Below are 22,898 nucleotides of genomic sequence, written 5' to 3'. Positions count from 1 at the left end.
GTGGCGGCGGACGTCGGCGCGCGAACGCCGCGGACCCGAGAGGTGGCGCCATGAACGGAACCGGATCGCCGATGACCCGCCGGATCGTCACGGTGTGGATCTACCTCGTCGTCCTGCTGTTCGTCCTGCCGTTCTACTGGATGATCGTGCTCGCCACGCACGACAACGGTTCCATCTACCACTTCCCGCCGCCCCTGCTGCCCGGTGACGACCTGGCGGAGAACTGGTCGCGTCTGGTCGAGGTCGTCTCGGTGGTACGCGCGATGGCCAACAGCATCCTGGTCGCCGTCGCCCACACGCTGCTGGTCCTGCTGCTCGCGTCGCTGGTCGGCTACGGCTTCGCGAGGTTCCGGCAGGCGCCGGGCTCCCGCTGGATGTGGCGCGTACTCCTCGCCACGATCTTCATCCCCGGCCTGGTGGGGCTGATCCCGTGGTACGTGCTGATCGCCCGGCTCGGCTGGATCGACACGCTCTGGCCGCTCATCATCCCGGGCGCGGCCAACGGTTTCGCGGTCTTCTGGATGCGTCAGATCATCACCCAGACGATCCCGACGGACCTCTACGACGCGGCCCGCATCGACGGAGCCTCGGACTGGCGGACCTACTGGACGATCGTCCTGCCCCTGATCCGTCCCGGCCTTGGTGCCCTCGGGGTGTGGACCTTCATGGCGACCTGGACGGCGTTCCAGATCCCGCTGATCGTGCTGAACTCCCAGGAGAAGTTCACCCTGCCGCTGGCCCTCGCCAACCTCAACACGCTGTACGGGCAGGACACCGCCGCGGTCATGCTCGGCAGCGTGATCAGTGTGCTGCCCATCTTCGTGGCGTTCCTGCTGGCCGCCAGGCAGTTCATGGCCGGCCTGACCGCCGGCGCGCTCAAGGGTTGAGCCGCGGTGGCGAGCTCGCCGGGTTCAGCTCCGCGAGTTCGGGCATCAGCTCCTCGCCCATGGTCGCGATGTCGGCGGCCGGGTCGGGCCCGCGGGGCACGAAGCGGACGTCGGTGATGCCGAGGTCGACGTAGGACCGCATCGTGGCAAGGAACTCCCGGACTCGTGCGTGGCCGACCGGGAGCTCGCCGGTCCAGACGACGGACTTCTCGATGGCGTCGAAGTCCCGTCCTTCGCGCTCGCAGTGCTCGCGGAGCACCCCGAGTTTGTGTCGGAGCGTGTCGAGGCTGCCCTCGGGGTCGAAGTGGTTCCAGCAGTCGGCGTACTTCGCCACCAGGCGGAGGGTCCGGCGCTCCCCGCCACCACCGATCATGATGGGCGGGTGTGGTCGGTGCAGGGGTTGTGGCGAGTTGATCGTCTCGGCGAGCTGGTAGTGGCGTCCCTGGAACGGCCCGTTGTCGTCGCTCCACATCTGGAGCACGATGCGCAGCGTCTCCTCCAGGCGTTCCAGGCGCTCGGCCGTCGGTGGGAAGGGGACGCCGAGCGCGCGGTGCTCGCGTTCGTACCATCCGGCGCCGATCCCGAGCACGGCCCGCCCGCCGGAGAGGACGTCCAGCGTCGACACGATCTTCGCGAGCAACCCGGGGTGGCGATACGTCGTGCCGGTGACCAACAGGTGCAGCCGCACCGTGGAGGTGGCGGCGGCGAGGAAGCCCAGCGTCGTGTAGCCCTCCAGCATGGGGTCCTCGGTGCGGCCGAGCGACGACTCGAGCTGGAAGTAGTGGTCCATCAGCGTCAGCGAGTCCATCCCCGCCTGCTCGGTGACCCGACCGATCTCGAGCAGCATGGGCCCGATTCGCGCCGGGCCGCCCGGCCAGTTGAACACCGCGACGTCGATGCCCGCCTTCATCGCGTCAGTCCCCGAACCGCTGGTCGACGATTTCGGAGATCCGGCGTGCGAGTTCCACGTCGTTGTCGGTGACGCCGCCCCGCGCGTGGGTGGTGAGCGAGAACGTGACGGTCGTCCACCGGATGTCGATGTCGGGGTGGTGGTTCATCTGCTCCGCGGCCTGCGCCACGTCGCCGACGAGGGCGATGCCGGCGAGGAAGTCGGGCGCGGTCACGTCCCGTACGAGGGAACCGGGGCGGGGCTGCCAGCCGGGCAGGTCGCGGAGTGCGTGGGTGATCTGGTCGTCGGTGAGCAGGTCGGTCATGGGCGCCACGTTGCTGGCTCGGATCGATGAGGTCAAGCACGCCGCGCACTCGGCGTCGTCTCGGCCCGGTCGGTTGTCCACAGGACGGACGTTCGACGAAGGGTCGACCGCTGGTCGTCCTGGTACGGTCCTGGGATGGTCGACGTTCATGTACGACCCGAAAACATCCATCTGGCCGCCGAGGACGTGGACACCGCGGGCCAGGACTGGGGTGAGTCCGTCGAGGAGCTCACGTCGTCGATGAAGGACGCCGACTCCGGCTACGGTGGCGACGAGCTCGGCGCGGCGTTGAAGGAGATGTACCAGGCCGCCGGCCCGACCGCCCTCACGTATTTCACCGAGACCGGATTCTGTGTCGTCGAGACAGCGATCGCGATGAACCAGATGGCCGATGCCTACACCGTCGTCGAGCGTGACAACACCGCACAGACGGCCAAGGTGCAAAGCATCGTGGACAGCCTCGGTGATCCGTGATGGGACTGCAACTTCCGCAGGAGCTCATCGAGGCGCTTTCCTGGGTCGGGTGCACCTGGCCGGAGGCCGACGAGAGCATTCTCTTCGACTGCGGATCAGCCTGGCTGGCCTTCGGCGAGGCCAGCGAGAAGCATGCGAAACTCGCCGTGACCGCGGTCGACAAGATGGTCCAGGAAAACACCAGCCCGGGAATCACGGCGTTCGACGAGTACTGGCAGAAGGTGGCCGGCGAGGACAGCTACCTTGCCGATTCCCGGATCGTGGCGAACGCCGTCGCCGTCGCGTTCTTCTCGGCGGCCGCACTGGTCCTGATCCTGAAGGTCCTCGTCATCGTCCAGCTCATCGCCTTCGCGATCATCCTCGCCGCCGCGATCGCGGCGGCCTTCTTCACTCTCGGCGCCTCGTTGGCCGCCGCGGCCGAGGCCGCGGTCGCCATCAACCGGACGATCGTGATGTCGGTCCAGCTGACCATCGCCCTCATTCGCGAACTCGGTCCGCTGCTCTCCGACCTGGCCCGTGATCACCTGAGCAAGGAGATTCAGCGCCTCGACGGACGTCCCATCCACTCGTCGAAGTACGGAGTCGACTCCTTCGACACGCCCCAGGAACGCGCCGACGCGAAGGACGAGTATCAGCGCCGCAAGGACGACTTGGCGTATGACGCGGCGCAGGGGAGGAGCACTCCAGACACTGAGCGAGAGGCCGAGGTGGCTCTCGGACTGGAGGCGACAGGAAGCGTCAAGGGACCAGTCCAGAACTCCACCGACCCCAGGGCGGACTTCGTGGACGCGACAGGTCAGCCCTGGGACGTGAAAGGGTTCCTCACGCACTCGGATCCGAATCGTACGTACACTCGGTCGAGAGCAGAGAACAAGATCCTGCGTGATATCCAAAACGGCGAATACGTCGCCCTGGACACCCGCGGCTTGTCTCCTGCCGACTTCGAGGACCTGAAGGACCTGGTCGCCTCCCATCCCGAGTGGAGAGGCAAGGTGGTGATCTACTGATGGCCGACGGTTTGACGCAGGAAGAGTTCGATGCCCTCCTGGAGGAGCATCGGCGCTGGTACGAACGACGTGGCGGGACCGGCGGTCGCCTCGACCTTTCCGGACGGTCACTGCGCGGCCTCGACCTCCGTGGTCGCGCACTCTCGGGAACGGTGCTCGCCGGTGTCGACCTGTCCGCCTGTGACCTGCGCGGCGCGGATCTCGTGAGCGCCACGCTTGCGGGCGCCAACCTGCGCGGTGCCCACGTGGTCGGCGCCGACCTCTACAAGGCCATCCTCGACAACGCGGATCTCACCGAGGCCGATCTCACCGGCGCCCGGCTGTTGCGTACCGACTGTGCCGAGACGGTCATGGTGGGCGCCGTCCTCGACCGGACGGAGCTCACCAAGACGTTCCTGTGGCGCGCGGACCTGCGTGGTGCGCGTGTGCGTGACGCGCGGATGGACGCCACCGGGCTCGACGAGACCGTGGTGGTGGATGCCGACTTCACCGGCACCACCGGCACCGTCACTCCTGGAGGGACCGTCGTCGTCGAGGCGGGGGCTCCGCCGGTCGACGCCGTGGCCGCTGTGAACGCCGCCGGGGCACGGGTGAGCGAGTATCAACCGGTGCCGAGATCTGTTCCTGATGAGTGAGCACGGCCGGTCGAGCACATCGATGGTGGACTCGTTGTCGCAGTCGGGGTTCGACGCTCTGCCGTCACTCCAGGGGCGACCGTCGTCGAGGCGGGGGCTCCGCCGGTCGACGCCGTGGCCGCTGTGAACGCCGCCAGGCCACGGTAGGCGAGTACCAACCGAAGCGAGGGTGACGAGGCACGATCAACACGCGGATCTACGGGGATCCACGGGGACACACGGGGGAAGGGACACGAGCATGACCGATCCATGGCGCGCTCCAGGAGACGTCGTCGGCCGGGTGCGGGAGGAACTCGCGCAGGCACGGCGGGCGACGGATGGAGACGCGAGGCAGCGCGGTCCGCAGGGTCCAGACCGGCCCGAGCCACCCGCGGCGACGGGCCACGCGCTCGACGGCAGGGTGCAGGTGACGGTGACGGCGGGGCGGGTGAGCGACGTGACGCTGGACCCGCGGGCGTTGCGGGCGCCCAGTGAGGACCTGGCGGCCGCGATCCGAGAAGCCGTCAACGCGGCCATCGAAGCCCACAACGCCCAGGCTGTCGCCGGAGTACCCGACGTCCCGCCGCTGCCGGACCTCACCCGCATGTTGGACGAGGTCTCCGACGCGTCTCGACGGGCGATGGAGGAGGCGGGAGAAGGAATGCGGGACGCGCTGGCGGCGGTCCAGCGCGTCTCCGAACTACACCGTCGCCGGCCGCCGGGATGGGCTGGCTGACAATCTCCAGACGGACCCTCGGCGCGGAACGACCCATCCGGAACGTGGTCCGGCCCGTCTCCCCGGCTGGAGATGCCGGGGGACGGGCCGGGTGTGACCGGGGCGGATGCCCTGATGCCCTGCCTCAGACCTCTTCGCGCTGGTCGCGGCGGAAGATCTTCGAGCCGAGCCAGACCAGCGGGTCGTACTTGCGGTCGACGACGCGTTCCTTCATCGGGATGATCGCGTTGTCGGTGATCTTGATGTGCTCAGGGCACACCTCGGTGCAGCACTTGGTGATGTTGCACATGCTCAGACCCGCCGCGGACTGGGCGAGTTGGCGCCGATCGTTGGTGTCGAGCGGGTGCATGTCGAGTTCGGCGTACCGCAGGAAGAACCGCGGTCCGGCGAACGCCGGCTTGTTCTCCTCGTGGTCGCGGATGACGTGGCAGGTGTCCTGACACAGGAAGCACTCGATGCACTTGCGGAACTCCTGGCCGCGCTCGACGTCGGCCTGGGCCATCCGCCGCTTGCCGTCGGCGTCCGGCGGCGTCGGCGCGAACGCCGGGAGTTCCTTCGCCTTCTCGTAGTTGTACGAGACGTTGGTGACGAGGTCCTTGATCACGGGGAACGCACGCATCGGCGTCACGGTGATCGTCTCGCCCTGGTCGTACTCCGACAGCCGGGTCATGCACATGAGGCGCGGCCGCCCGTTGACCTCGGCGCTGCACGAGCCGCACTTGCCCGCCTTGCAGTTCCAGCGGACCGCCAGGTCACCGGCCTGGGTCGCCTGGAGGCGATGGATGGCGTCGAGGACGACCTCGCCCTCCTCGACCGGCACGGTGAAGTCGGCGAGCGCGCCGCCGTCGGCGTCGCCGCGCCAAACCCGCATGGACAGGTCGTATCCCATCAGTTCTCCTCGGTTCCGGGGAACGTCGCCCGCTCCCCGGGCTAGCTCTACTGCTCGAACAGCGCCTTGAGCTCTGCGGGCATCTGTGGAAGCGGCTGGATCACCAGGTCGACCGCGCCCTCCTTCTCGCGGAGGACGATGTTCTTGGTGCCCCAGTCGGGATCCGTCATCGGGTAGTCGTCGCGGGTGTGGCCACCCCGGCTCTCGGTCCGGGTCAGCGCCGCCCGGGCGATGCACTCGGAGACCCAGAGCATGTTCTGCAGGTCGATGGCGAGGTGCCAGCCGGGGTTGTACTGCCGGTTGCCCTCGACCGTCAGGTGCTCGGCCCGCTCGGCGAGCTTCTCGATCTGCCCGAGCGCCTGCTCGAGTTCCTCCGCCGTACGGATGATGCCGACCAGGTTGTGCATGACCTCCTGGAGATCCTTCTGGACCTCGTAGGGGTTCTCGCCGCCCTCCTCGGTGAACGGTGCCAACGCGGCGTTGCCGGCCGCGCGGACGGCGACGTCGTCGACCTGGACGGGCGAGTCCTTCGTCCTGATCGCGTAGTAGGCGGCGTTCAGGCCGGCGCGTCGTCCGAAGACCAGCAGGTCGGACAGGGAGTTGCCGCCGAGTCGGTTGGCGCCGTGCATGCCGCCAGCGACCTCGCCCGCGGCGTACAGGCCCGCGACGACCGAGGCGCCGGTGTCGGGGTCGACCTCGACACCGCCCATGACGTAGTGGCAGGTCGGGCCGATCTCCATCGGCTCCTTGGTGATGTCGACGTCGGCGAGTTCCTTGAACTGGTGGTACATCGACGGCAGCCGGCGCCGGATGTACTCAGGATCGCGACGGGAGGCGATGTCGAGGTAGATACCGCCGTGCGGGGTGCCGCGGCCGGCCTTGACCTCGGCGTTGATGGCGCGGGCGACCTCGTCGCGGGGGAGCAGCTCAGGTGGCCTGCGGTTGTTCTTCTTGTCGGTGTACCAGCGGTCGGCCTCCTCGATGGTGTCGGCCGTCTCCGCTTTGAAGAACTCCGGGATGTAGTCGAACATGAAGCGCCGGCCCTCGGAGTTCTTCAGGACTCCGCCGTCGCCGCGGACCGACTCGGTGACGAGGATGCCGCGCACCGAGGGCGGCCAGACCATGCCGGTCGGGTGGAACTGCACGAACTCCATGTTGACCAGGGTCGCGCCGGCCCGGACGGCCAGCGCGTGGCCGTCGCCGGTGTACTCCCAGGAGTTGGAGGTGACCTTGAACGACTTGCCGACCCCACCGGTCGCGAGGATGACGGAAGGCGCCTCGAAGGTGATGAAGCGGCCGCTCTCGCGCCAGTAGCCGAACGCGCCGGCGACGCGGTCACCGTCCCGGAGGATCTCGGTGATCGTGCACTCCATGAACACGTCGATCCCGAGGGCGACGGCGCGCTGCTGCAGAGTGCGGATCATCTCCAGGCCGGTGCGGTCACCGACGTGGGCGAGCCGGGCATAACGGTGGCCACCGAAGTCGCGCTGGGAGATCAGGCCGTCGTCGGTGCGGTCGAAGAGGGCGCCCCACTCCTCGAGTTCGAGAACGCGGTCCGGCGCCTCCTGCGCGTGCAGCTGGGCCATCCGCCAGTGGTTGAGCATCTTCCCGCCACGCATGGTGTCGCGGAAGTGCACCTTCCAGTTGTCGTCGGGCCACAGGTTTCCCATGGCGGCGGCGATCCCGCCCTCGGCCATCACTGTGTGGGCCTTGCCGAGCAGGGACTTGCAGACGATGGCGGTGCGCGCCCCCGCGTCGTGTGCGGCGATAGCGGCCCGCAGACCGGCACCGCCCGCGCCCACGACCACGACGTCGTAGGAGTGACGTTCGCCCAGATTGGCGGAGTCGACTGTGCTCATGCGGAGTACACCTCGGTCATGTCAGAAGAACCGGACGTCGGAGATCACGTTGGTCGCCAACAGGTAGATGTAGAAGTCGGCGAGCGCGACGGAGATCAGCGATGCCCAGGCGTAGCGGGGATGGTGGGCGTTCAGCTTCGACACGAACGTCCAGAAGCGGTAGCGGACGGGGTGCTTGGAGAAGTTGCGCAACCGGCCGCCGGTGATGTGCCGGCAGGAGTGGCACGACAGCGTGTAGAGCCAGATCAGCACGACGTTGACCAGCAGGATCAGGGTGCCGAGGCCCATGTGGCCCCACCGGTGGTCCTCGTCGCGGAAGGCGATGACCACGTCGTAGGTGAGGATGATCGCGATGATGACCGCCGCGTAGAAGAACCAGCGGTGGATGTTCTGCAGGATCAGCGGGAAACGACGCTCTCCGGTGTACTTCTTGTGGGGTTCGGCGACCGCGCAGGCGGCCGGCGAAAGCCAGAAGGAGCGGTAGTAGGCCTTCCGGTAGTAGTAGCAGGTGAGCCGGAAGCCCAGCGGGAAGATCAGGATCAGCAGGGCGGGGGAGAACCACGCCGGCAGGAAGTCGACCGGCTGTCCGAAGTCGCTCGAGCCCGCCACACACGACGTGCTGATGCACGGCGAGAAGAACGGCGAGAGGTACGGCGAGGCGTAGTAGTCACGGCCGGAGAACGCTCTCCAGGACGAGTAGACGACGAACGCCAGAAAGACGATGAAGGTGACGAGGGGATAGATCCACCAGCGGTCTTGGCGCAGAGTCCGTTTGTCGATCTGCGCGCGTTCGGGCCCCAACACTCCCGTAGCCATCTCGCACAATCCTCTCGCGTACCAGTCCGATGCCGTGCCATGTCGAAACCGGGCCGTCGTCACCGAGTGTGCTCCTCGGTGCACGATTCCCGGCAGGCGGGTGGGGAGAGTCTGCCGCACACCCGGGGATCCCAGCCGCCCAGGTCGGGCGGATGGCGACGCTGCGGGGCGGATCACACACGTGCGGCAGCTTCGCAACGCATCGTGCACCCTTCGAAGGGTCCGTGGTGGGCGCCGTGGCCACCTTCGGGTGTGTGATCGGACACACTTTCCTCGCCAGAGGTCCCCGACGCGGCCTTCCGGGGGCCGTCCGGCGAGGCGGCGGCCCGCCGGTGGCGGAAAGCGGCCATTCGAGCGGTGCGGCGCATGCGCGCAGGTAGGGTCCGGTCACCGTCTGGAACCATGTCCGTCCCGTGCCGGCGCCAGCCGCCCTCCTCGATGGAGTGACATGCGATGAGACCAGCTCGGATCACCACGCCACTCGCCACGTCCCGAAGGACTCTCCTCGCGGGAGGCCTCGCCGCGGGGGTCTGGAGCGTCGTCGGTGCGCCCGTCCCGGCCCACGCCGAGCCCAGCCCGATGGGAATCTCCTGGCCCGGCCGGCAGGAGCTGCCGACCTTCACCCGCCCCCGGCACCTCGACGCGCTGATGATGAGCGACGACACGGCCGTCGACGTCCAGCTGTTGGTGACGACGCTGCAGGGCCTCGTCAACCGGGCCCGGCCGGAGATCTACGTCGTCCGCGGAAACACCACGGAGGGCAAGGAGACCTGGCTCGAGGACACCCGCGTCCCGTACCGGCTCCTCACCGACCCGTGGCAGCTGCTCGAGCGCCACCTCCACCGCGCCAAGGGCCTCGTGGTCTACGACCCGGAGGTGGTCGAGACCATCAACGTCGCCACGACCGTCGCCTCGCTCCGGGACGGGGTGATCGCGAGCCCGGAGCTGGTCGAACGGCTCTCCGCGGCGCCGTACGACCTCCCGGTCCTGGACGACTTCCGGGACCGGTTCGAGACCAGCCTGCAGGCGACAACCTGGGCGTTCGAGAACCTCTGGCCCCAGACGAGCCACCGGGTGCTCTTCGGCATCAACCCCGGCCAGAGCGTGCCCGTCCCGCCGGACAACTGGAAGGACTTCCAGGAGCTCGCGCGGGAGGAGCGCCCCATCCGGGACTCCTCCAACCGGGACGTGCACGCCTACGACATGGCCGACTTCCTCGGCGGCGAGAACGTGTACCTGCGCTTCCAGGACTCCCAGCCCGCCGACGGCTGGGGACCCGCCGTGCACCGGGTCACCGTGCGCGCCGACGGGGAGGTCGTCGCCGACCTGACGGCCGGCACGGACGCCGAGCGGGCCGTGCTGTTCGACAAGGGCAACTCGACGTTGAAGCCGCAGGCCGGCACCAACGACGCGCACCGGTTCGCCGACGGCGGTGGCTACTTCGTCTACCAGCTTGCCGTTCCGGCGGGGACGCAGACGCTCATCGTCTCGGTCGACATGTGGAACCAGTACCTCGTCTCGGCCTCGGGCACCGCCCCCGCAGTCTCCTCCGACGATCGCAGGCCGGCCTCCCAGCAGCTGCGCGACTACGCGGTCGCCACGAAGGCGATGCCGTTCTGGCTCGCCTCCAACGACTCCCCGGAGGAGACCGCGCTGCTGGAACGAATCTTCGCGGCGGTCGAGAAGGGGACGCCGTACCTCGGCTGGTTCACCGACGAGTTCAACGGCGTCCGGCTCGCGTCCCGGCACGGCGTCTACACCCTCGCGGCGGACTTCCTCGAGAACGCCACGGTGTTCGGCGGGGTCCGGGAACCGGTCCGGCCCCAACGCGCGCCCGCGCCGCCCGCGCTGGCGAACAAGGTCTATCTCACGTTCACCTTCAGCGAGGGCGACAACCTGCAGTACGACCAGCACCGCATGCGGCAGCTGTGGGACCACCCCGACCGCGGCAAGGTACCGCTGAACTGGTCGGTCAGCCCGCTCCTCCTGGACGTCGCGCCGCTGATGCTGAGCCACTACCTGCGGACCGCGAGCCCGGTCGACACGGTGGTCGCGGGGCCCACCGGGGCCGGCTACTTCTTCCCGTCGCTGTGGCCCGCCGACCACCTGCCGCGGTTCCTGGCCGACACCCGCTCCTACCTCGACCGGCCCGGCCTGGACGTGTTGTACGCGCTGGACGACCGGGACGCGCTGACCCCCGAGAGCGCGGCGGCGTACAACGAACAGCTCGACCTGCGGGGCGTCTTCTACAACATGTGGTTCGTTCGCAGCGACACGACGGTGATGGACGGCAACCTGCCCGTCTCGACCCAGCTCGCGATCAGCGACCGGACCGTCATGGTCGAACGCATCGTGGCCAACGCCGGCGACTTCGACGGCAGTGAGCCGGTGTTCGTCGCGGTCGGCGTTCCGGCCTGGGACCTGCACCCCGGCGACCTGGTGTGGGTCCTGGACCAGGTGCGCGCCCAGGTCGGCGACCACGTGACCGCCGTGCGGGGCGACCACTTCTTCGACCTGCTCCGGCAGGCGAAGGGCATCGACTGAGCGACCCGCCGGAGGGCGGCTGGTCGGTCACCGACCAGCCGCCCTATGGCGGCCTGGTCAGTCGCCGAGCGCGTTCCGGAGGAAGTCGAGTTCGAGCAACATGAGGTTCTCGGCCACGACCTCCTGCGGTGTCATGTGCGTGACCCCGGTCAGCGGCAGGACCGTGTGCTGGCGGCCGGCGGCGAGCAGCGCCGACGACAGCCGCAGGGTGTGGGCCGCCACCACGTTGTCGTCGGCGAGCCCGTGGATGAGCAGCAGCGGACGGCGCAGACCCGCGGCGGCGTCCAGCAGGCTGTTGCGGGCGTAGACCTCGGGCTGCTCGTCGGGGTGGCCGAGGTACCGCTCGGTGTAGCAGGTGTCGTAGAGGCGCCAGTCGGTGACGGGCGCGCCGGCGACCGCCGCGTGGAAGACGTCGGGGCGGGCGATCACCGCGAGGGCGGACAGATAGCCGCCGTAGGACCAGCCCCGGATCGCCACCCGGTCGGTGTCGACGTCGTCGGGGTAGCGCTTCGCGATCTCCTCGACGACCTCGACCTGGTCGTCGAGGGTGCTCACGAAGTCGTTGTGGACCTGCCGTTCCCACTCCGGCCCGCGGTTGGGCGTGCCGCGCCCGTCGGCGACGGCGACGCAGAAGCCCTGGTCGGCGAGCCACTGGCTGGCGAGATAGCCGGCCCGCGAGGACCGGACCCGCTGCGCGTGTGGGCCGCCGTACGGGTCGAGCAGGAGGGGCAGCCGGGCCGAACCCGGCTGGTGCCCGCGCGGGAAGAGAACCGCCGTGCGCAGCTCCCGGGGGCCGAGCCGGAGCAGGCTGACCTCGGGCACGAACGGCGGGGTCTCCTGGCGCGACACGATCCGGCCGTTCTCCACACCGTCGCGGATCACCCGCACCTCGAGACCGTGGTGCGCGAGCGACTGGGACAGGAGCAGCCGGACACCCCCGGCGGCCCGACCGCTGTGCAGGCCGGGCTTGCTGGTGAGCGCCGTGACCGTGCCGTCCAGGCCGACTTGGACGACGTGCTGCTCGGTGGGTTCGGCGGTCGCCGAGACGAGGACGCCGGTCTCGTCGAGGTCCAGGACGGCACCGACCTGCAGCCCGGGCGGCGTCACGGGCTTCCCGTCGAACGCGAGCCGCCGGGTCCCGTCCTCATCGACGGTGGTCACGAGCCGACCGTCGGGCAGCCACCTCGGCGTACCCGGGACGATCTCCACCCACGCGGCGTCACGCTGCTCGCGCACCACCGAGGTCGCCCCGGTCCCGAGGTCGACGGCGAGCACCTGTCCGGAGCGCTGGTCACGGCTCAGCACGTGCAGGAGGGGCGGGCCGTACGACGTCCAGCTGACCTCGGCGAGGTAGGGGAAGGCCCCGGCGTCCCAGTCGACCTGGCGACGGTCGCCGTCGAGGTCGACGAGCCACAGGGAGACCTCGGCGTTGCCGGTGCCGGCGGCGGGGTAGCGCACGGGTGCCGGTGGTTGTTCGGGGTGCGCGGGGTTCGCGATGTGCCACACCGGGACCGGGGTCTCGTCATAGCGCTCCACCAGGAGCGCCGAGCCGTCGGGCGCCCACCAGAAGCCGCGGGTGCGGTTCATCTCCTCGGCGGCGATGAACTCCGCGACACCCCAGGTCACCGGCCGTCCCGCGACGTCCGGCTCGACCAGCGCGCGCTCCCGCGCACCACCCTGCGCGGCGGTGTCGACGAGCCGGAGCGCGCCGTTCGAGGCGTAGGCGACGTAGCGACCGGTGGGGTCCGGACGGGGGTCGACCACGGGGGCCACCGAGGGCAGCTCACGCACGTCGCCGCCGTCGAGGTCGGCGAGCCACAGCCGGGAGGAAAGGGCGAACGCCGCGAACCGGACGCTCGCGTCGGAGGCGTATCCGACGATGCCGGCCGCGCCCTCGCGGGAGCGTTCCCGTCGGGCGCGCTCCTCGGGGGAGAGGTCCTCGTCGCCACCGGTCAGCAACGCCGCGGGGTCGGCGATCCGGCGTTCGGTGCCGGAGGCGACGTCGTAGGTCCACAACTCGGTGCCCCGGTCGGTGCCGGAGGGGGCCCGCAGGAAGGCGATCCGGCTTCCGTCGGGCGCCAGCGCGAAGGTGCGCGGGGCTCCGAGGGTGAAGCGGAGCGTGCGGGCGCTGAGCCGAGGATAGGAAGGGGCCGGCGACTCGTCCGCGGCCGCCGCGCTGGGGTTTCGGTGCGGTGTGGTCACGAAGGTCGATCCTGGCACGGTTGAGCGGAAACCGTCGGACCAGCCGGTCCGTAAGGTGGGCGTCATGGCTGACCGAAGAATCCTGCTCGTGCACGCTCACCCCGACGACGAGACCATCGGCAACGGCGCCACCATGGCCCGATATGTCGCCGAGGGCGCGCAGGTCACCCTGGTGACCTGCACCAGAGGCGAGGAGGGCGAGGTGCTGGTGCCCGAACTCGCCCATCTGGCCGCCGACCAGGACGACGGGCTCGGTGAGCACCGCGAGAAGGAGATGGCCGACGCGATGGGTCATCTCGGCGTCACCGACCATCGGTGGCTCGGCGGCGCCGGGCGTTACCGCGACTCCGGCATGATCGGCACGCCCGCCAACGACCGTCCCGACTGCTTCTGGCGGGCCGACCTGCTCGAGGCCGCCGACCACCTCGTCGAGGTGATCCGCGAGGTCCGGCCGCAGGTGCTGGTGACCTACGACGAGTTCGGCGGGTACGGCCACCCCGACCACATCCAGGCGCACCGGGTGGCGACCTACGCACACGCCCTCGCCGGTGCCCCGTCGTACCGCCTCGATCTCGGTGACGCCTGGAGCGTCCCGAAGGTCTACTGGACCGCGATGCCCGAGTCGATGATGCGGGAGAGCCTGCGCCGGCTGCGGGCCGCAGGGGACCTGACGACGTTCGAGGGCCTCGACCCCGAAGGCGAGCTCCCTCGGATGGTCATTCCGGACGCGTTGATCAGCACCCGGATCGACGGCGCCGGCTACCTCGACAGCAAGCTCGCCGCGATGCGGGCGCACGCCACCCAGATCAGCGTCGACGGCCCCTTCTTCGCCCTGTCCAACAACCTGGGCAGCCAGGTCTGGGGGCTCGAGTGCTACCGCCTCGTGCACGGCACCGCCGGGCCGGTCGATCCGGGGACGGGAGCTGAGACCGACCTGTTCGCCGGAGTCGCCTGATCCTGCCGGCCTGATCAGTTCGGACCGTCCGGGCCGATCAGTTCGGGCCGATCCACACTCCCGGCTCGCCGCACCGCCCGCGGGAACGACGCGCGTAGGCTCCCCCGCGTGTCAGCACTCTCGCGGGCGGCCGGATACGCCGGATTCGTACTCCTCGGTGTGGTCGCGGGCGCCAGCGGCGTCGTCATGTCGCGGGCGACCGTCGACGTGATCGGAGTCCCGCTGCCCTACGGCCTCGTCCTCGCGCTCGTCGTGGCCGGCCTGCTGTTCGGACAGGGGCGGCGGTTCCTCGGGCGGCGCGGCGCGCTCACCTGCGTGCTGGGCTGGGTCATCCCGGTGGGGATCGCCCTGGTGCCGCGTCCCGAGGGCGACTTCCTCGTCGCCGGGGACTGGTACGGCCTCGGCTTCATGCTGGTCGGCGTGATCCTGATCGCCTGGCAGCTGCTGCGGCGCGACCCGGAGCCGCGCCGATGAGTGAGCACCCGCCGATCGACCCGGCCGCCTACCGCGCGGCCCTGGCCCGGTTCGCGAGCGGTGTGACCATCGTCAGCACCAGGTGGCGAGACGTCGACCACGCGATGACGGTGAGCGCGTTCACCTCCGCCTCGCTCGAACCGCCGCTGGTACTGGTCTGCGCGGAGAAGATCGCGAGGTTCCACGAGGCGGTGCTCGCGACGGGAACCTTCGGTGTGTCGATTCTCGCGGCGGAGTCCCACGCGATCGCGACCCACCTCGCCAGGAGGGGACGCCCGCTGGCGGGCCAGCTGGACGGGATACCGGTCGTGCGCGGCGTGACCGGCTCGGCCCTGCTCGCCGACGGCCTCGCCCGGCTCGAGTGCCGGACCCACTCCGTTCACGACGGCGGCGACCACACGATCCTCCTCGGCGAGGTCATCGCGACCGACGTTCCTGCCCTCGCGAGGCCGGCCCTGGTCTACTACGACGGGGCCTATCACCCGGTCGGATCCGGGCCCGACATCCAGGTCTGACACCCCGTCGAGACGTCCGTCCGGGTCAGTCCAAAACCAGGGCAGACGGTGTGGAACAAGGCGTCGGACCGAGGTCGGACCAAAGGGGGAACGGTCCCGGCAGAACGCCCGGAAGAGCGCCAGGACAACGCAAAGCTCACTTGCGGTGGCGGACCGGAAAGATCGATCAGCAGGGCGTCAGAGGCTTCCGAAAGCCTCTACTCTTGGCGCGATGTCGGCGCTGCGCCCAGGCGAACGGGCCGCGGCATCTCACGCATCGCGGAGGAGTCTTGTTCGAGCCGGATGGCACGCGACAGATGGCGGATATGCCTCCGTCGCGGCCGAAGAGACAGCCCGGGCGGATCATCGCATTGGCGGCGAGTGGGGTGCTGCTCGTTCTGGTCGGTGCCTACGCCGTCCTCGTCCTGAGTCTGAGCGATCAGGTGCCGAGGTCGACGACCGTCGCCGGGGTCCAGATCGGTGGCCTCTCCTACGAGGGTGCCGTCGACCGGATACGTGATCGACTGCTGCCCAGGGCCGAGCAGCCGCTTCACCTCAGCGCCGACGGAAAGACCCACACGGTGCGTCCGGTCGACGCGGGACTCGGGCTCGACGTGCCCGCCACCGTCGACTCGGTCTACCAGCCGCGGACCCTGAACCCCGTCGAGCTGGTGGGCTCCCTCACCGGCGGCGGTGAGGTCCGGCCGGTGCTGACCGTCGACGAGAACGCGCTGAGCGGTGCCCTGGGCGCGTTCGCCAAGGACATCGACCGGCATCCCAGCGAGGGCGCGATCACCTTCGCGGGCGGCACCGCGAAGGCCACCGAGCCCGCCGCGGGACACGTGCTCGACCAGTCGGCGGCCGCTCGGCGGATCAGGAGCGAGTTCCTGCGTACGTCGGGTCCGATCGCGTTGCCGACCAAGGACCAGAAGCCGCGGGTCGGCCGGGCCGAGGTGCAGCGGGCGATGCGGGAGTTCGCGACCCCCGCGATGTCGGGTCCGGTGACCGTACGGGTCAACTCCAAGTCGTTCCAGGTGGCTCCGGCCGACCTCGGCGCGGCGTTGACGATGGTGGGTGACGAGTCGGGACGGCTCGCCCCGAAGCTCGACGCGGCGGCGCTCGCCAAGCGGGTGTCCAAGGACCTCGCCGCCGTCTCGACCAAGAGCCGCGACGCGAGCGTCAAGATCTTCGGCGGACGTCCCACGATCTTCCCCGCTGTCGCGGGCCAGACCGTGCCGCCCGCCAACCTCGGCAGCGCCGTGCTCGCGGCACTGCCGAAGTCCGGCGACGAGCGGGTCGCGACGGTCCGGACCCAGGCCACCCAGCCGAAGGTGACCACCAAGGCCGTCCAGCAGCTCGGTGTGAAGCAGGTGGTCGGGGAGTTCACCACCACCTATCCGCACGCCGACTATCGCAACACCAACATCGGCCGGGCCGCCGAACTGATCGACGGCACCCTGATCAAGCCGGGCGGCACGTTCAGCCTCAACGGCCTGGTCGGTGAGCGCACGGCGGCCAACGGCTTCACCGAGGGCTTCGTGATCAAGGGCGGCCGGCTTCGTGAGGAGCTCGGCGGAGGTGTCTCGCAGGTCGCGACCACGACGTACAACGCCGGCTTCTTCGCCGGTATGGACGACGTCGAGCACCGGCCGCACGGGTTCTACATCGACCGCTACCCGGTCGGCCGGGAGGCGACGGTCTACTGGGGCTCACTCGACCTGCGGTGGCGCAACAACACGCCCTACGGCGTCCTGGTCCAGGCCGTCAACGTCCCGAGCGTGAGCGGCGCGAAGGGCAGCATCACCGTCCGGCTGTGGAGCACGAAGTACTGGACGGTCAAGGACAAGACCTCCGCCCGATACAACTTCCGCGAACCGAAGGCCATCCACGACACCAAGGCGGGCTGTGTGCCCCAGGACGGCGTACGTGGCTTCGACGTCGACATCACCCGGGAGCTCTACCGCGAGGGCAAGCTCGTGAAGACCGAGAAGGACCACGTGCAGTACCAGCCCGAGGACACCATCGTGTGCGGTGAGGAGCCGCCGGCCACGCCGCCACCTCCGCCCCCGACGCCTCCGACCTGATACCCGATCGCGGTCGGCCGTCCTGGGGTGCCAGCGCGCCCCAGGACGGGCGCCGACGCGGGTTCTAGGACGTGCTCCGGGGCGCGGAGTAGTAGCAGTACTGGTGGTCGAGGCGGAAGCCGAGCCGGTCGTACAACGCGAGGGCGGCGGCGTTGTCCGTGCCCACCTGGAGGTAGACCCAGGTCGCGCCGCACTCCCGGCCCCACCGGCCGAGACCGGCCATGATCGCCCGGGCGAGGCCCTGGCGGCGCCGGTCGGCGGCGACCTCGACGGCGCCGACACCGAGCCAGGTGCCCGTCACGACACCGCGGGCGATACCGACCAGTTCCGTCGCCGGGTCGGAGCCGCTGGGGCTCCCGCCGTGCGTGGCGACGGAACTCGCCGCGAGAGCCGCGACCGAGTTCGCGGCGGCGGCGGTGACCCGGGCGAGCGCGACGTGCTCCGGTCCGGTGATGATCTGGCGGGCCGTGTCCTGCCGGCCGGACCGGCCGTACATCGCGAGCCAGGCGTCGTCGAGATCTCGGCCCAGCGCGACCTGAACGGGGGGCTCCTCGGTTCGCGCCAGCAGGTCCGCGAGGGGCGCGACCCGGACGTCGGTGGTGTCGAAGGTCCCCTTGCCACTGGACTGGATCCGCCACCCTCGCCGACGGAGCTCCTCCTCGAGCGGGGAGTCCACGATCACCTGGATCCAGGCCGGCAGCCCGGCCCGGGCGTAGAAGTCGCTCACCCGGGCGAGCGCCTCGTCGAGAGGAAGTCCGGGATCGCCGGACGGAAGCACGGAGTTCGCCCGCCCGGTGAAGCCACCCGCGGCCTGCAGCAGCCACTCGCCGAGTGGTTCGACCGTGGTGGCCGGCCATCCGGACGCGGAAACCCGGGCGAGGCCTGGTCCCGTGTGGGGCTGGTCCGGTTCCGCCGCGGGATCCGAGCCGGTATCCGGATCGTCTGAATGGTCCTGCTCGTCCGGACCGTTTTGTGACCGGAACCGGCTCGGCGGCGGGGGAGGGACCGGCTTTCCCGCCACCACATCGGTCTCGGCGATCTCGACGAGCACACCGTCGCGACGCCGGACACGTAGCTGTCCGGCGGACCACGACTCGAGGATTCCCAGCACATCGCCGTACACCGGCCGTTCGTACTCCACACCCAGACGGCGGCGAACGACGACCCGCTGTCCTACGTCAGAGGCAGACAGTGGCACCGTTAATGGACCCTTCGTTGTCGCGGGTTGTACCGACCTGGCGATACTAGGAGTGTCAGTTCGACAGAGGAGGAACCCGGTGACCTACGTCATCGCGCAGCCGTGTGTGGACCTCAAGGACAGGGCGTGTGTCGACGAGTGCCCTGTCGACTGCATCTACGAGGGCAAGCGGATGCTCTACATCCACCCGGACGAATGCGTCGACTGCGGTGCGTGTGAGCCGGTCTGCCCGGTAGAGGCGATCTTCTACGAGGACGACGTTCCCGAGCAGTGGAAGGACTACTACGCCGCGAACGTCGAGTTCTTCGACGATCTCGGCTCGCCCGGGGGCGCCTCGAAGACCGGCGTGGTCGACAAGGACCACTCACTCATCGCCGCGCTGCCACCGCAAAACACCGAGGAGTGACCCACCCGGGGGCTCCGCCCGGCATTCGCGGGGCCCCCGATGAGGCGAGCGAGAGGGAAACTGTGCGAAGTCCGCTCCCGGACTTTCCGTGGGATCGTCTACTTCCTGACAAACAGCGCGCTGCCGCCCATCCGGACGGGATCGTCGACCTGTCGGTCGGAACGCCGGTCGACCCCACCCCCGAGGTGGTCCAGCAGGCGCTCGCGCGCGCTGCCGACTCCCCGGGCTATCCGACCACCCAGGGAACTCAGGAACTCCGCGAAGCCGCCGCCGGTTATCTCCACCGCCGGCTCGGTGTCCCCGGAGTGAGTCCCGACGCCGTCATCCCCACCGTGGGGTCGAAGGAGTTCGTGGCCTGGCTGCCGACCATGCTCGGGCTCGGCCCGGGCGACGTCGTGGTCATCCCCGAGGCCGCCTACCCGACCTACGCCGTCGGCGCCCAGATCGCCGGATGCACCGTCGTCGCGACCGACTCGACGGTCGCGCTCGGGCCCGAACGGGTCAAGTTGGTGTGGCTCAACTCACCTTCCAACCCCACGGGCAAGATCTTCCCCGCCGACCACCTGGCGAAGGTCGTGGCGTGGGCCCGCGAGCGGGGCGCACTCGTCGCCTCCGACGAGTGCTACTTCGAGTTCGGCTGGGACGCGCGGCCGGTGTCGGTCCTGGACCCCGAGGTGTGCGGCGGCAGCCACGAGGGCCTGATCGCGGTTCACTCGCTGTCCAAGCGTTCCAACCTCGCGGGTTATCGCGCGGGCTTCGTCGCGGGCGATTCCTCTTGTGTGCAAGAGCTTCTGGGCGTCCGTAAGCACGCCGGGATGATCGTCCCGGGGCCGGTCCAGGCGGCCATGACAGCGGCGCTGCACGACGACGCGCACGCCGACGAACAACGCTCCCGGTACGCCGCCCGCAGGGACACCCTGCGACACGCCTTCGAGTCCGCGGGCTTCCGCGTCGACCATTCCCAAGGTTCGTTGTACCTCTGGGCAACACGGGACGAACCCTGCGCGGACACCGTGCGATGGTGCGCGGACAGGGGCGTCCTCGTCACTCCAGGTGACTTCTACGGCGCGGCGGGTGCCCGGCATGTCCGGGTAGCGTTCACTGCGACTGATGAACGGGTTGCCGCTGCGGCGACCCGTTTGCTGGCAACGCGCGATCTCGCGTGACCTCAGCGAAGACGGGTCTCCCACACACACGGGGAGCCATACGACAGAAAGTGGAGGATGCCGACGCGTGGGCCGTGCCAACCGGCAACGGTTCGCGAGTCGTGGAGGCGACAGGCGACCATCGTTCGTTGAGACGACAGATGGTGGCACGGTCCCTTCACGGCCGGCTCCTCCCGGCCGGGCCGAACAGGGCAGGACGGAGGACACGAGCGTGACAGACCAACATTTCACGCTGAAGCACGCAAATGGGGAGATTGAACTCCCGGTTGTACCCGCGACTGAGGGTGCTTCAGGCGTGGACATTTCGGCGCTACTGAAGGCGACCGGGCACGTCACACTCGATCCGGGATATGTGAATACAGGAGCCTGTACGTCGGCGATCACCTACATCGACGGTGACGCCGGCGTTCTGCGTTATCGGGGCTATCCGATCGCGGAGCTCGCGGAGAAGAGCAACTTCCTGGAGGTCAGCTACCTCCTGATCTACGGCGCGCTCCCGACGCAGGAGCAGTACGACGACTTCGCCGACAAGGTACGCCGGCACACTCTGCTCGACGAGGACCTCAAGCGGTTCTTCGACGGCTTCCCGCGCGACGCGCACCCGATGCCCGTCCTGTCCTCGGCGGTCAGTGCGCTCTCGACGTTCTACCAGGACAGCCTCGACCCCGCCGACCCCGAGCACGTCGACATCTCGACGGTCCGGCTCCTCGCGAAGCTGCCGACCATCGCGGCCTACGCCTACAAGAAGACCGTCGGGCAGCCGTTCCTCTACCCCGACAACTCCCTCGGCTACGTCGAGAACTTCCTCCGGATGACCTTCGGCCTCCCGGCCGAGCCCTACGAGGTCGACCCGGTGGTGGCGGAGGCGCTCGACCGGCTCTTCATCCTGCACGCCGACCACGAGCAGAACTGCTCGACCTCGACCGTGCGGCTGGTCGGTTCGAGCCAGGCCAACCTGTTCGCCTCGGTGTCGGCCGGCATCCACGCCCTGTCCGGCCCGCTGCACGGTGGCGCCAACTCCGCCGTCCTCGACATGCTCGAGAGAATCGCCGCCGAGGGCGGTGACGTCGGTCACTTCGTCGAGCGGGTGAAGAACAAGGAGCGCGGCGTCCGGCTGATGGGCTTCGGGCACCGGGTCTACAAGAACTACGACCCGCGTGCGGCGATCGTGAAGAAGAGCGCCGACGACGTGCTGAGCCGGCTCGGCAAGTCCGACCAGCTCCTCGACATCGCCAAGCAGCTCGAGGACTTCGCCCTCAACGACGACTACTTCATCGAGCGCAAGCTCTACCCGAACGTCGACTTCTACACCGGTCTGATCTACCGCGCGATGGGCTTCCCCACCCCCATGTTCACCGTGCTCTTCGCGATCGGTCGACTGCCCGGCTGGATCGCCCAGTGGCGCGAGATGACGGCTGACCCGGCGACCAAGATCGGCCGGCCCCGGCAGGTCTACACCGGCGAGCAGGAGCGGGGCTTCGTCCCGATCAGCAACCGCTAGTCCGTCGCGCACGCGCGGCTCGGCTTCCTCACTGGGGTTCCACTCGGCTCACTGGCGTTCCACTCAGGCGTCGGTCTTGTCCGGCGTCCGGTCACCGGACGCGGGCTCGGCCGGCGCCTGAGTCGCGCTCTGACCCGGTTCGTTGGTGCCGGCGGCCTGGGCCACGGGTTGGGCTGGCTCACTCGGCTCGCCCGGCTCACTCGGCTCACTCGGTTCGGCTTGTTCGGCCGGCTCGACCGCTCCGGCTGACTCGACCGCTCCGGCTGGCTCGACCGCTTCGGCCGGGCCGGCGGGCGTCGCGGTGGCCTCGGATGCTTCGGTGGTGCCGACGGCCGGCTCGGGTGGTCCCAGAATCGCCGTGACCGGCTCCATCCGGCGGCGCAGGATCCCGAGCCACAGCACGCCGAGTGCCGCGACCAGGACGTATCCCACCGCGGTCGTCACCGTGTAGAGGTGGACCTGCGCGGTCGAGGGCCGCGGGATGTACCCCAGGGTGAGGAGGCGCGACTCCCAGCTCGTGTTGGTGGTGAGGAGCGTGAAGACCACCGCGACGCTGCGCAGGGAGTCCCAGAGTGCGTGCAGCAGGCTGCCGCCGAGATAGGCGAAGAAGACCCCGCTGGTGAAACGCCAGCGGTCGCCCTTGGTCGCGGCGAAGATGGTGCCGCCGATCAGCGCGGTCCACAGCCCCTGACCGACCGGCGCGAGCAGGGCGCGCAGGAGTTCGGTCTCCACCAGGGCACCCATCGACAGCCCGCTGACGTTCATCAGCGCCTGGAGCGCCTGCCCGGCGGTCTCGAACGCCCCGAAGCCGAACCCCACGGTGGCGCCCAGGACCAGCCCGGTGCGCAGGGTGCGCCGGCGGACCCGACGGGCGACGTAGAGCAGGGCCAGGACCTTCACCAGCTCCTGGGCCAGGGCGAACCCGGCGTAGAGGAACGGCGTCGGCGCGTTCAGGTAGTTGTCCAACAGCGACGCGCTGAGCAGTCCGAGCAAGCCGCTGACCAGGAACGCCCGGACCACCAGGGCGAGGGTGATCTCGCTGACCCGACCCCGCTCGTACACCCAGGTGGCGTACGTCAGGGGGATCAGGAAGCTGCCGAGCAGCACCACCGTCGGCACCAGCGCGGTGTCCCCGCTCGACAGCGTGAGGATCACCGCGACGAGCCACACCGCGAGGCCGAGCAGGAAGACCCGGCCCCAGGCGTACGACGTCAGGCGCCGGCCGTGCTCCGGGCCGGGCCGGCCCGTGCCGACACCGGTGGCGAGGTCGTTCATGCCTGGAGTCTTCTCCACCCGCGTGCCATGTATGCCTGCGCGCGTGACGGGACGGGTGGCAGGTGGCCCGCGAGTGCGGAGACCCGCCCGGGAGGGTATGACC

Annotated in this window: 21 protein-coding genes; 13 read left to right on the top strand and 8 right to left on the bottom strand. The window is 69.6% G+C overall.

What is annotated here, in order from left to right; genetic code table 11:
* Nucleotides 1–50: 50 nt before the first annotated feature.
* Nucleotides 51–887, top strand: coding sequence for a carbohydrate ABC transporter permease (locus tag HEB94_RS41910; protein WP_192754982.1), 837 nt, complete (start codon nt 51–53; stop codon nt 885–887).
* On the opposite strand, the gene HEB94_RS41905 is transcribed toward HEB94_RS41910, so the two are convergent.
* Nucleotides 877–1,797 (bottom strand): LLM class F420-dependent oxidoreductase, encoded by a 921-nt coding sequence (locus HEB94_RS41905; protein ID WP_192754981.1) that lies wholly within the window; start codon nt 1,795–1,797, stop codon nt 877–879. The two genes, HEB94_RS41910 and HEB94_RS41905, sit on opposite strands and share 11 nt — an antisense overlap.
* Before the next feature lie 4 nt (nt 1,798–1,801).
* Nucleotides 1,802–2,101, bottom strand: coding sequence for a 4a-hydroxytetrahydrobiopterin dehydratase (locus HEB94_RS41900; RefSeq protein ID WP_192754980.1), 300 nt, complete (start codon nt 2,099–2,101; stop codon nt 1,802–1,804).
* A gap of 135 nt (nt 2,102–2,236) precedes the next feature.
* Here HEB94_RS41900 and HEB94_RS41895 point away from each other — a divergent pair, with 135 nt between their 5' ends.
* From HEB94_RS41895 to HEB94_RS41880, 4 genes are all read left to right on the top strand, one after another.
* On the top strand, nt 2,237–2,575 hold the full coding sequence (locus tag HEB94_RS41895) for a hypothetical protein (protein WP_192754979.1): 339 nt from the start codon (nt 2,237–2,239) through the stop codon (nt 2,573–2,575).
* On the top strand, nt 2,575–3,582 hold the full coding sequence (locus HEB94_RS41890) for a WXG100-like domain-containing protein (protein WP_192754978.1): 1,008 nt from the start codon (nt 2,575–2,577) through the stop codon (nt 3,580–3,582). The genes HEB94_RS41895 and HEB94_RS41890 overlap by 1 nt, the downstream gene beginning before the upstream one ends.
* A complete protein-coding gene (locus tag HEB94_RS41885) occupies nt 3,582–4,217 on the top strand; it encodes a pentapeptide repeat-containing protein (RefSeq protein WP_192754977.1) in 636 nt (211 codons plus the stop codon). The genes HEB94_RS41890 and HEB94_RS41885 overlap by 1 nt, the downstream gene beginning before the upstream one ends.
* A 238-nt stretch (nt 4,218–4,455) precedes the next feature.
* Entirely contained in the window at nt 4,456–4,932 is a 477-nt protein-coding gene (locus HEB94_RS41880) for a YbaB/EbfC family nucleoid-associated protein (protein ID WP_192754976.1), read from the top strand.
* Between the two features lie 124 nt (nt 4,933–5,056).
* Here HEB94_RS41880 and HEB94_RS41875 read toward each other — a convergent pair whose 3' ends face one another.
* Genes HEB94_RS41875 through HEB94_RS41865 form a run of 3 tightly spaced genes read right to left on the bottom strand, consistent with a single transcriptional unit; the run spans nt 5,057 to nt 8,496 of the window.
* Nucleotides 5,057–5,821 carry a succinate dehydrogenase/fumarate reductase iron-sulfur subunit gene (locus HEB94_RS41875; protein WP_192754975.1) on the bottom strand — a complete coding sequence of 255 codons (765 nt, stop codon included), beginning with the start codon at nt 5,819–5,821 and terminating at the stop codon, nt 5,057–5,059.
* Between the two features lie 47 nt (nt 5,822–5,868).
* Nucleotides 5,869–7,680: a fumarate reductase/succinate dehydrogenase flavoprotein subunit gene (locus HEB94_RS41870; protein ID WP_192754974.1), complete on the bottom strand. Its 1,812-nt coding sequence runs from the start codon at nt 7,678–7,680 to the stop codon at nt 5,869–5,871.
* Nucleotides 7,681–7,701: 21 nt separating this feature from the next.
* A complete protein-coding gene (locus tag HEB94_RS41865) occupies nt 7,702–8,496 on the bottom strand; it encodes a hypothetical protein (protein WP_192754973.1) in 795 nt (264 codons plus the stop codon).
* Nucleotides 8,497–8,949: 453 nt separating this feature from the next.
* Here HEB94_RS41865 and HEB94_RS41860 point away from each other — a divergent pair, with 453 nt between their 5' ends.
* On the top strand, nt 8,950–11,040 hold the full coding sequence (locus HEB94_RS41860; RefSeq protein WP_192754972.1) for a GxGYxYP domain-containing protein: 2,091 nt from the start codon (nt 8,950–8,952) through the stop codon (nt 11,038–11,040).
* A 57-nt stretch (nt 11,041–11,097) separates the two neighbouring features.
* Here HEB94_RS41860 and HEB94_RS41855 read toward each other — a convergent pair whose 3' ends face one another.
* Entirely contained in the window at nt 11,098–13,242 is a 2,145-nt protein-coding gene (locus HEB94_RS41855) for a S9 family peptidase (RefSeq protein ID WP_337918316.1), read from the bottom strand.
* 64 nt (nt 13,243–13,306) lie between these two features.
* Between HEB94_RS41855 and mshB the strand changes: the two genes are divergently transcribed.
* The 4 genes from mshB (at nt 13,307) to HEB94_RS41835 (ending at nt 17,249) form a co-directional block, all read left to right on the top strand.
* On the top strand, nt 13,307–14,197 hold the full coding sequence (gene mshB, locus HEB94_RS41850) for an N-acetyl-1-D-myo-inositol-2-amino-2-deoxy-alpha-D-glucopyranoside deacetylase (RefSeq protein WP_192754970.1): 891 nt from the start codon (nt 13,307–13,309) through the stop codon (nt 14,195–14,197).
* 108 nt (nt 14,198–14,305) lie between these two features.
* A complete protein-coding gene (locus HEB94_RS41845; protein WP_192754969.1) occupies nt 14,306–14,671 on the top strand; it encodes a DUF6113 family protein in 366 nt (121 codons plus the stop codon).
* On the top strand, nt 14,668–15,186 hold the full coding sequence (locus tag HEB94_RS41840) for a flavin reductase family protein (RefSeq protein WP_192754968.1): 519 nt from the start codon (nt 14,668–14,670) through the stop codon (nt 15,184–15,186). Before HEB94_RS41845 ends, HEB94_RS41840 begins: the two co-directional genes overlap by 4 nt.
* 350 nt (nt 15,187–15,536) lie before the next feature.
* A complete protein-coding gene (locus HEB94_RS41835) occupies nt 15,537–17,249 on the top strand; it encodes a VanW family protein (RefSeq protein WP_192754967.1) in 1,713 nt (570 codons plus the stop codon).
* Between the two features lie 64 nt (nt 17,250–17,313).
* Here the strand turns inward: HEB94_RS41835 and HEB94_RS53965 are convergent, their stop codons facing one another.
* The gene (locus tag HEB94_RS53965; RefSeq protein WP_420481559.1) at nt 17,314–18,447 is read right to left on the bottom strand and encodes a GNAT family N-acetyltransferase; all 1,134 of its coding nucleotides are present in this window, start codon (nt 18,445–18,447) and stop codon (nt 17,314–17,316) included.
* A 79-nt stretch (nt 18,448–18,526) separates the two neighbouring features.
* Between HEB94_RS53965 and fdxA the strand changes: the two genes are divergently transcribed.
* The 3 genes from fdxA to HEB94_RS41815 all read left to right on the top strand — a co-directional run bounded on the left by fdxA (nt 18,527) and on the right by HEB94_RS41815 (nt 21,520).
* Complete coding sequence (gene fdxA / locus HEB94_RS41825; protein WP_192754966.1) at nt 18,527–18,853, top strand: ferredoxin; 327 nt, start codon at nt 18,527–18,529, stop codon at nt 18,851–18,853.
* A 62-nt stretch (nt 18,854–18,915) separates the two neighbouring features.
* Nucleotides 18,916–20,019: a succinyldiaminopimelate transaminase gene (gene dapC / locus HEB94_RS41820; RefSeq protein ID WP_192754965.1), complete on the top strand. Its 1,104-nt coding sequence runs from the start codon at nt 18,916–18,918 to the stop codon at nt 20,017–20,019.
* A 211-nt stretch (nt 20,020–20,230) separates the two neighbouring features.
* A complete protein-coding gene (locus HEB94_RS41815; RefSeq protein WP_192754964.1) occupies nt 20,231–21,520 on the top strand; it encodes a citrate synthase in 1,290 nt (429 codons plus the stop codon).
* A 63-nt stretch (nt 21,521–21,583) separates the two neighbouring features.
* Here HEB94_RS41815 and HEB94_RS41810 read toward each other — a convergent pair whose 3' ends face one another.
* Nucleotides 21,584–22,795, bottom strand: coding sequence for a PrsW family intramembrane metalloprotease (locus tag HEB94_RS41810; RefSeq protein ID WP_192754963.1), 1,212 nt, complete (start codon nt 22,793–22,795; stop codon nt 21,584–21,586).
* Between the last annotated feature and the right edge of the window lie 103 nt (nt 22,796–22,898).

Origin of the sequence: Actinopolymorpha pittospori, from assembly GCF_014873875.1 — a bacterium.
Lineage (GTDB): Bacteria > Actinomycetota > Actinomycetes > Propionibacteriales > Actinopolymorphaceae > Actinopolymorpha > Actinopolymorpha pittospori.
The sequence above is the reverse complement of the archived record's forward strand: the minus strand, read 5'-3'. Positions and strand labels throughout refer to the sequence as shown.

Excerpts from the sequence above, each read along its gene's own strand:
- HEB94_RS41875 (WP_192754975.1), bottom strand. The coding sequence starts at position 5,821 with ATGGGATACGACCTGTCCATGCGGGTTTGGCGCGGCGACGCCGACGGC.
- HEB94_RS41810 (WP_192754963.1), bottom strand. The coding sequence starts at position 22,795 with ATGAACGACCTCGCCACCGGTGTCGGCACGGGCCGGCCCGGCCCGGAG.
- HEB94_RS41910 (WP_192754982.1), top strand. The coding sequence starts at position 51 with ATGAACGGAACCGGATCGCCGATGACCCGCCGGATCGTCACGGTGTGG.
- HEB94_RS41880 (WP_192754976.1), top strand. The coding sequence starts at position 4,456 with ATGACCGATCCATGGCGCGCTCCAGGAGACGTCGTCGGCCGGGTGCGG.
- HEB94_RS41895 (WP_192754979.1), top strand. The coding sequence starts at position 2,237 with ATGGTCGACGTTCATGTACGACCCGAAAACATCCATCTGGCCGCCGAG.
- HEB94_RS41870 (WP_192754974.1), bottom strand. The coding sequence starts at position 7,680 with ATGAGCACAGTCGACTCCGCCAATCTGGGCGAACGTCACTCCTACGAC.
- mshB (WP_192754970.1), top strand. The coding sequence starts at position 13,307 with ATGGCTGACCGAAGAATCCTGCTCGTGCACGCTCACCCCGACGACGAG.
- HEB94_RS41905 (WP_192754981.1), bottom strand. The coding sequence starts at position 1,797 with ATGAAGGCGGGCATCGACGTCGCGGTGTTCAACTGGCCGGGCGGCCCG.
- HEB94_RS41900 (WP_192754980.1), bottom strand. The coding sequence starts at position 2,101 with ATGACCGACCTGCTCACCGACGACCAGATCACCCACGCACTCCGCGAC.
- HEB94_RS41865 (WP_192754973.1), bottom strand. The coding sequence starts at position 8,496 with ATGGCTACGGGAGTGTTGGGGCCCGAACGCGCGCAGATCGACAAACGG.
- HEB94_RS41840 (WP_192754968.1), top strand. The coding sequence starts at position 14,668 with ATGAGTGAGCACCCGCCGATCGACCCGGCCGCCTACCGCGCGGCCCTG.
- HEB94_RS41890 (WP_192754978.1), top strand. The coding sequence starts at position 2,575 with ATGGGACTGCAACTTCCGCAGGAGCTCATCGAGGCGCTTTCCTGGGTC.
- HEB94_RS41860 (WP_192754972.1), top strand. The coding sequence starts at position 8,950 with ATGAGACCAGCTCGGATCACCACGCCACTCGCCACGTCCCGAAGGACT.
- HEB94_RS41885 (WP_192754977.1), top strand. The coding sequence starts at position 3,582 with ATGGCCGACGGTTTGACGCAGGAAGAGTTCGATGCCCTCCTGGAGGAG.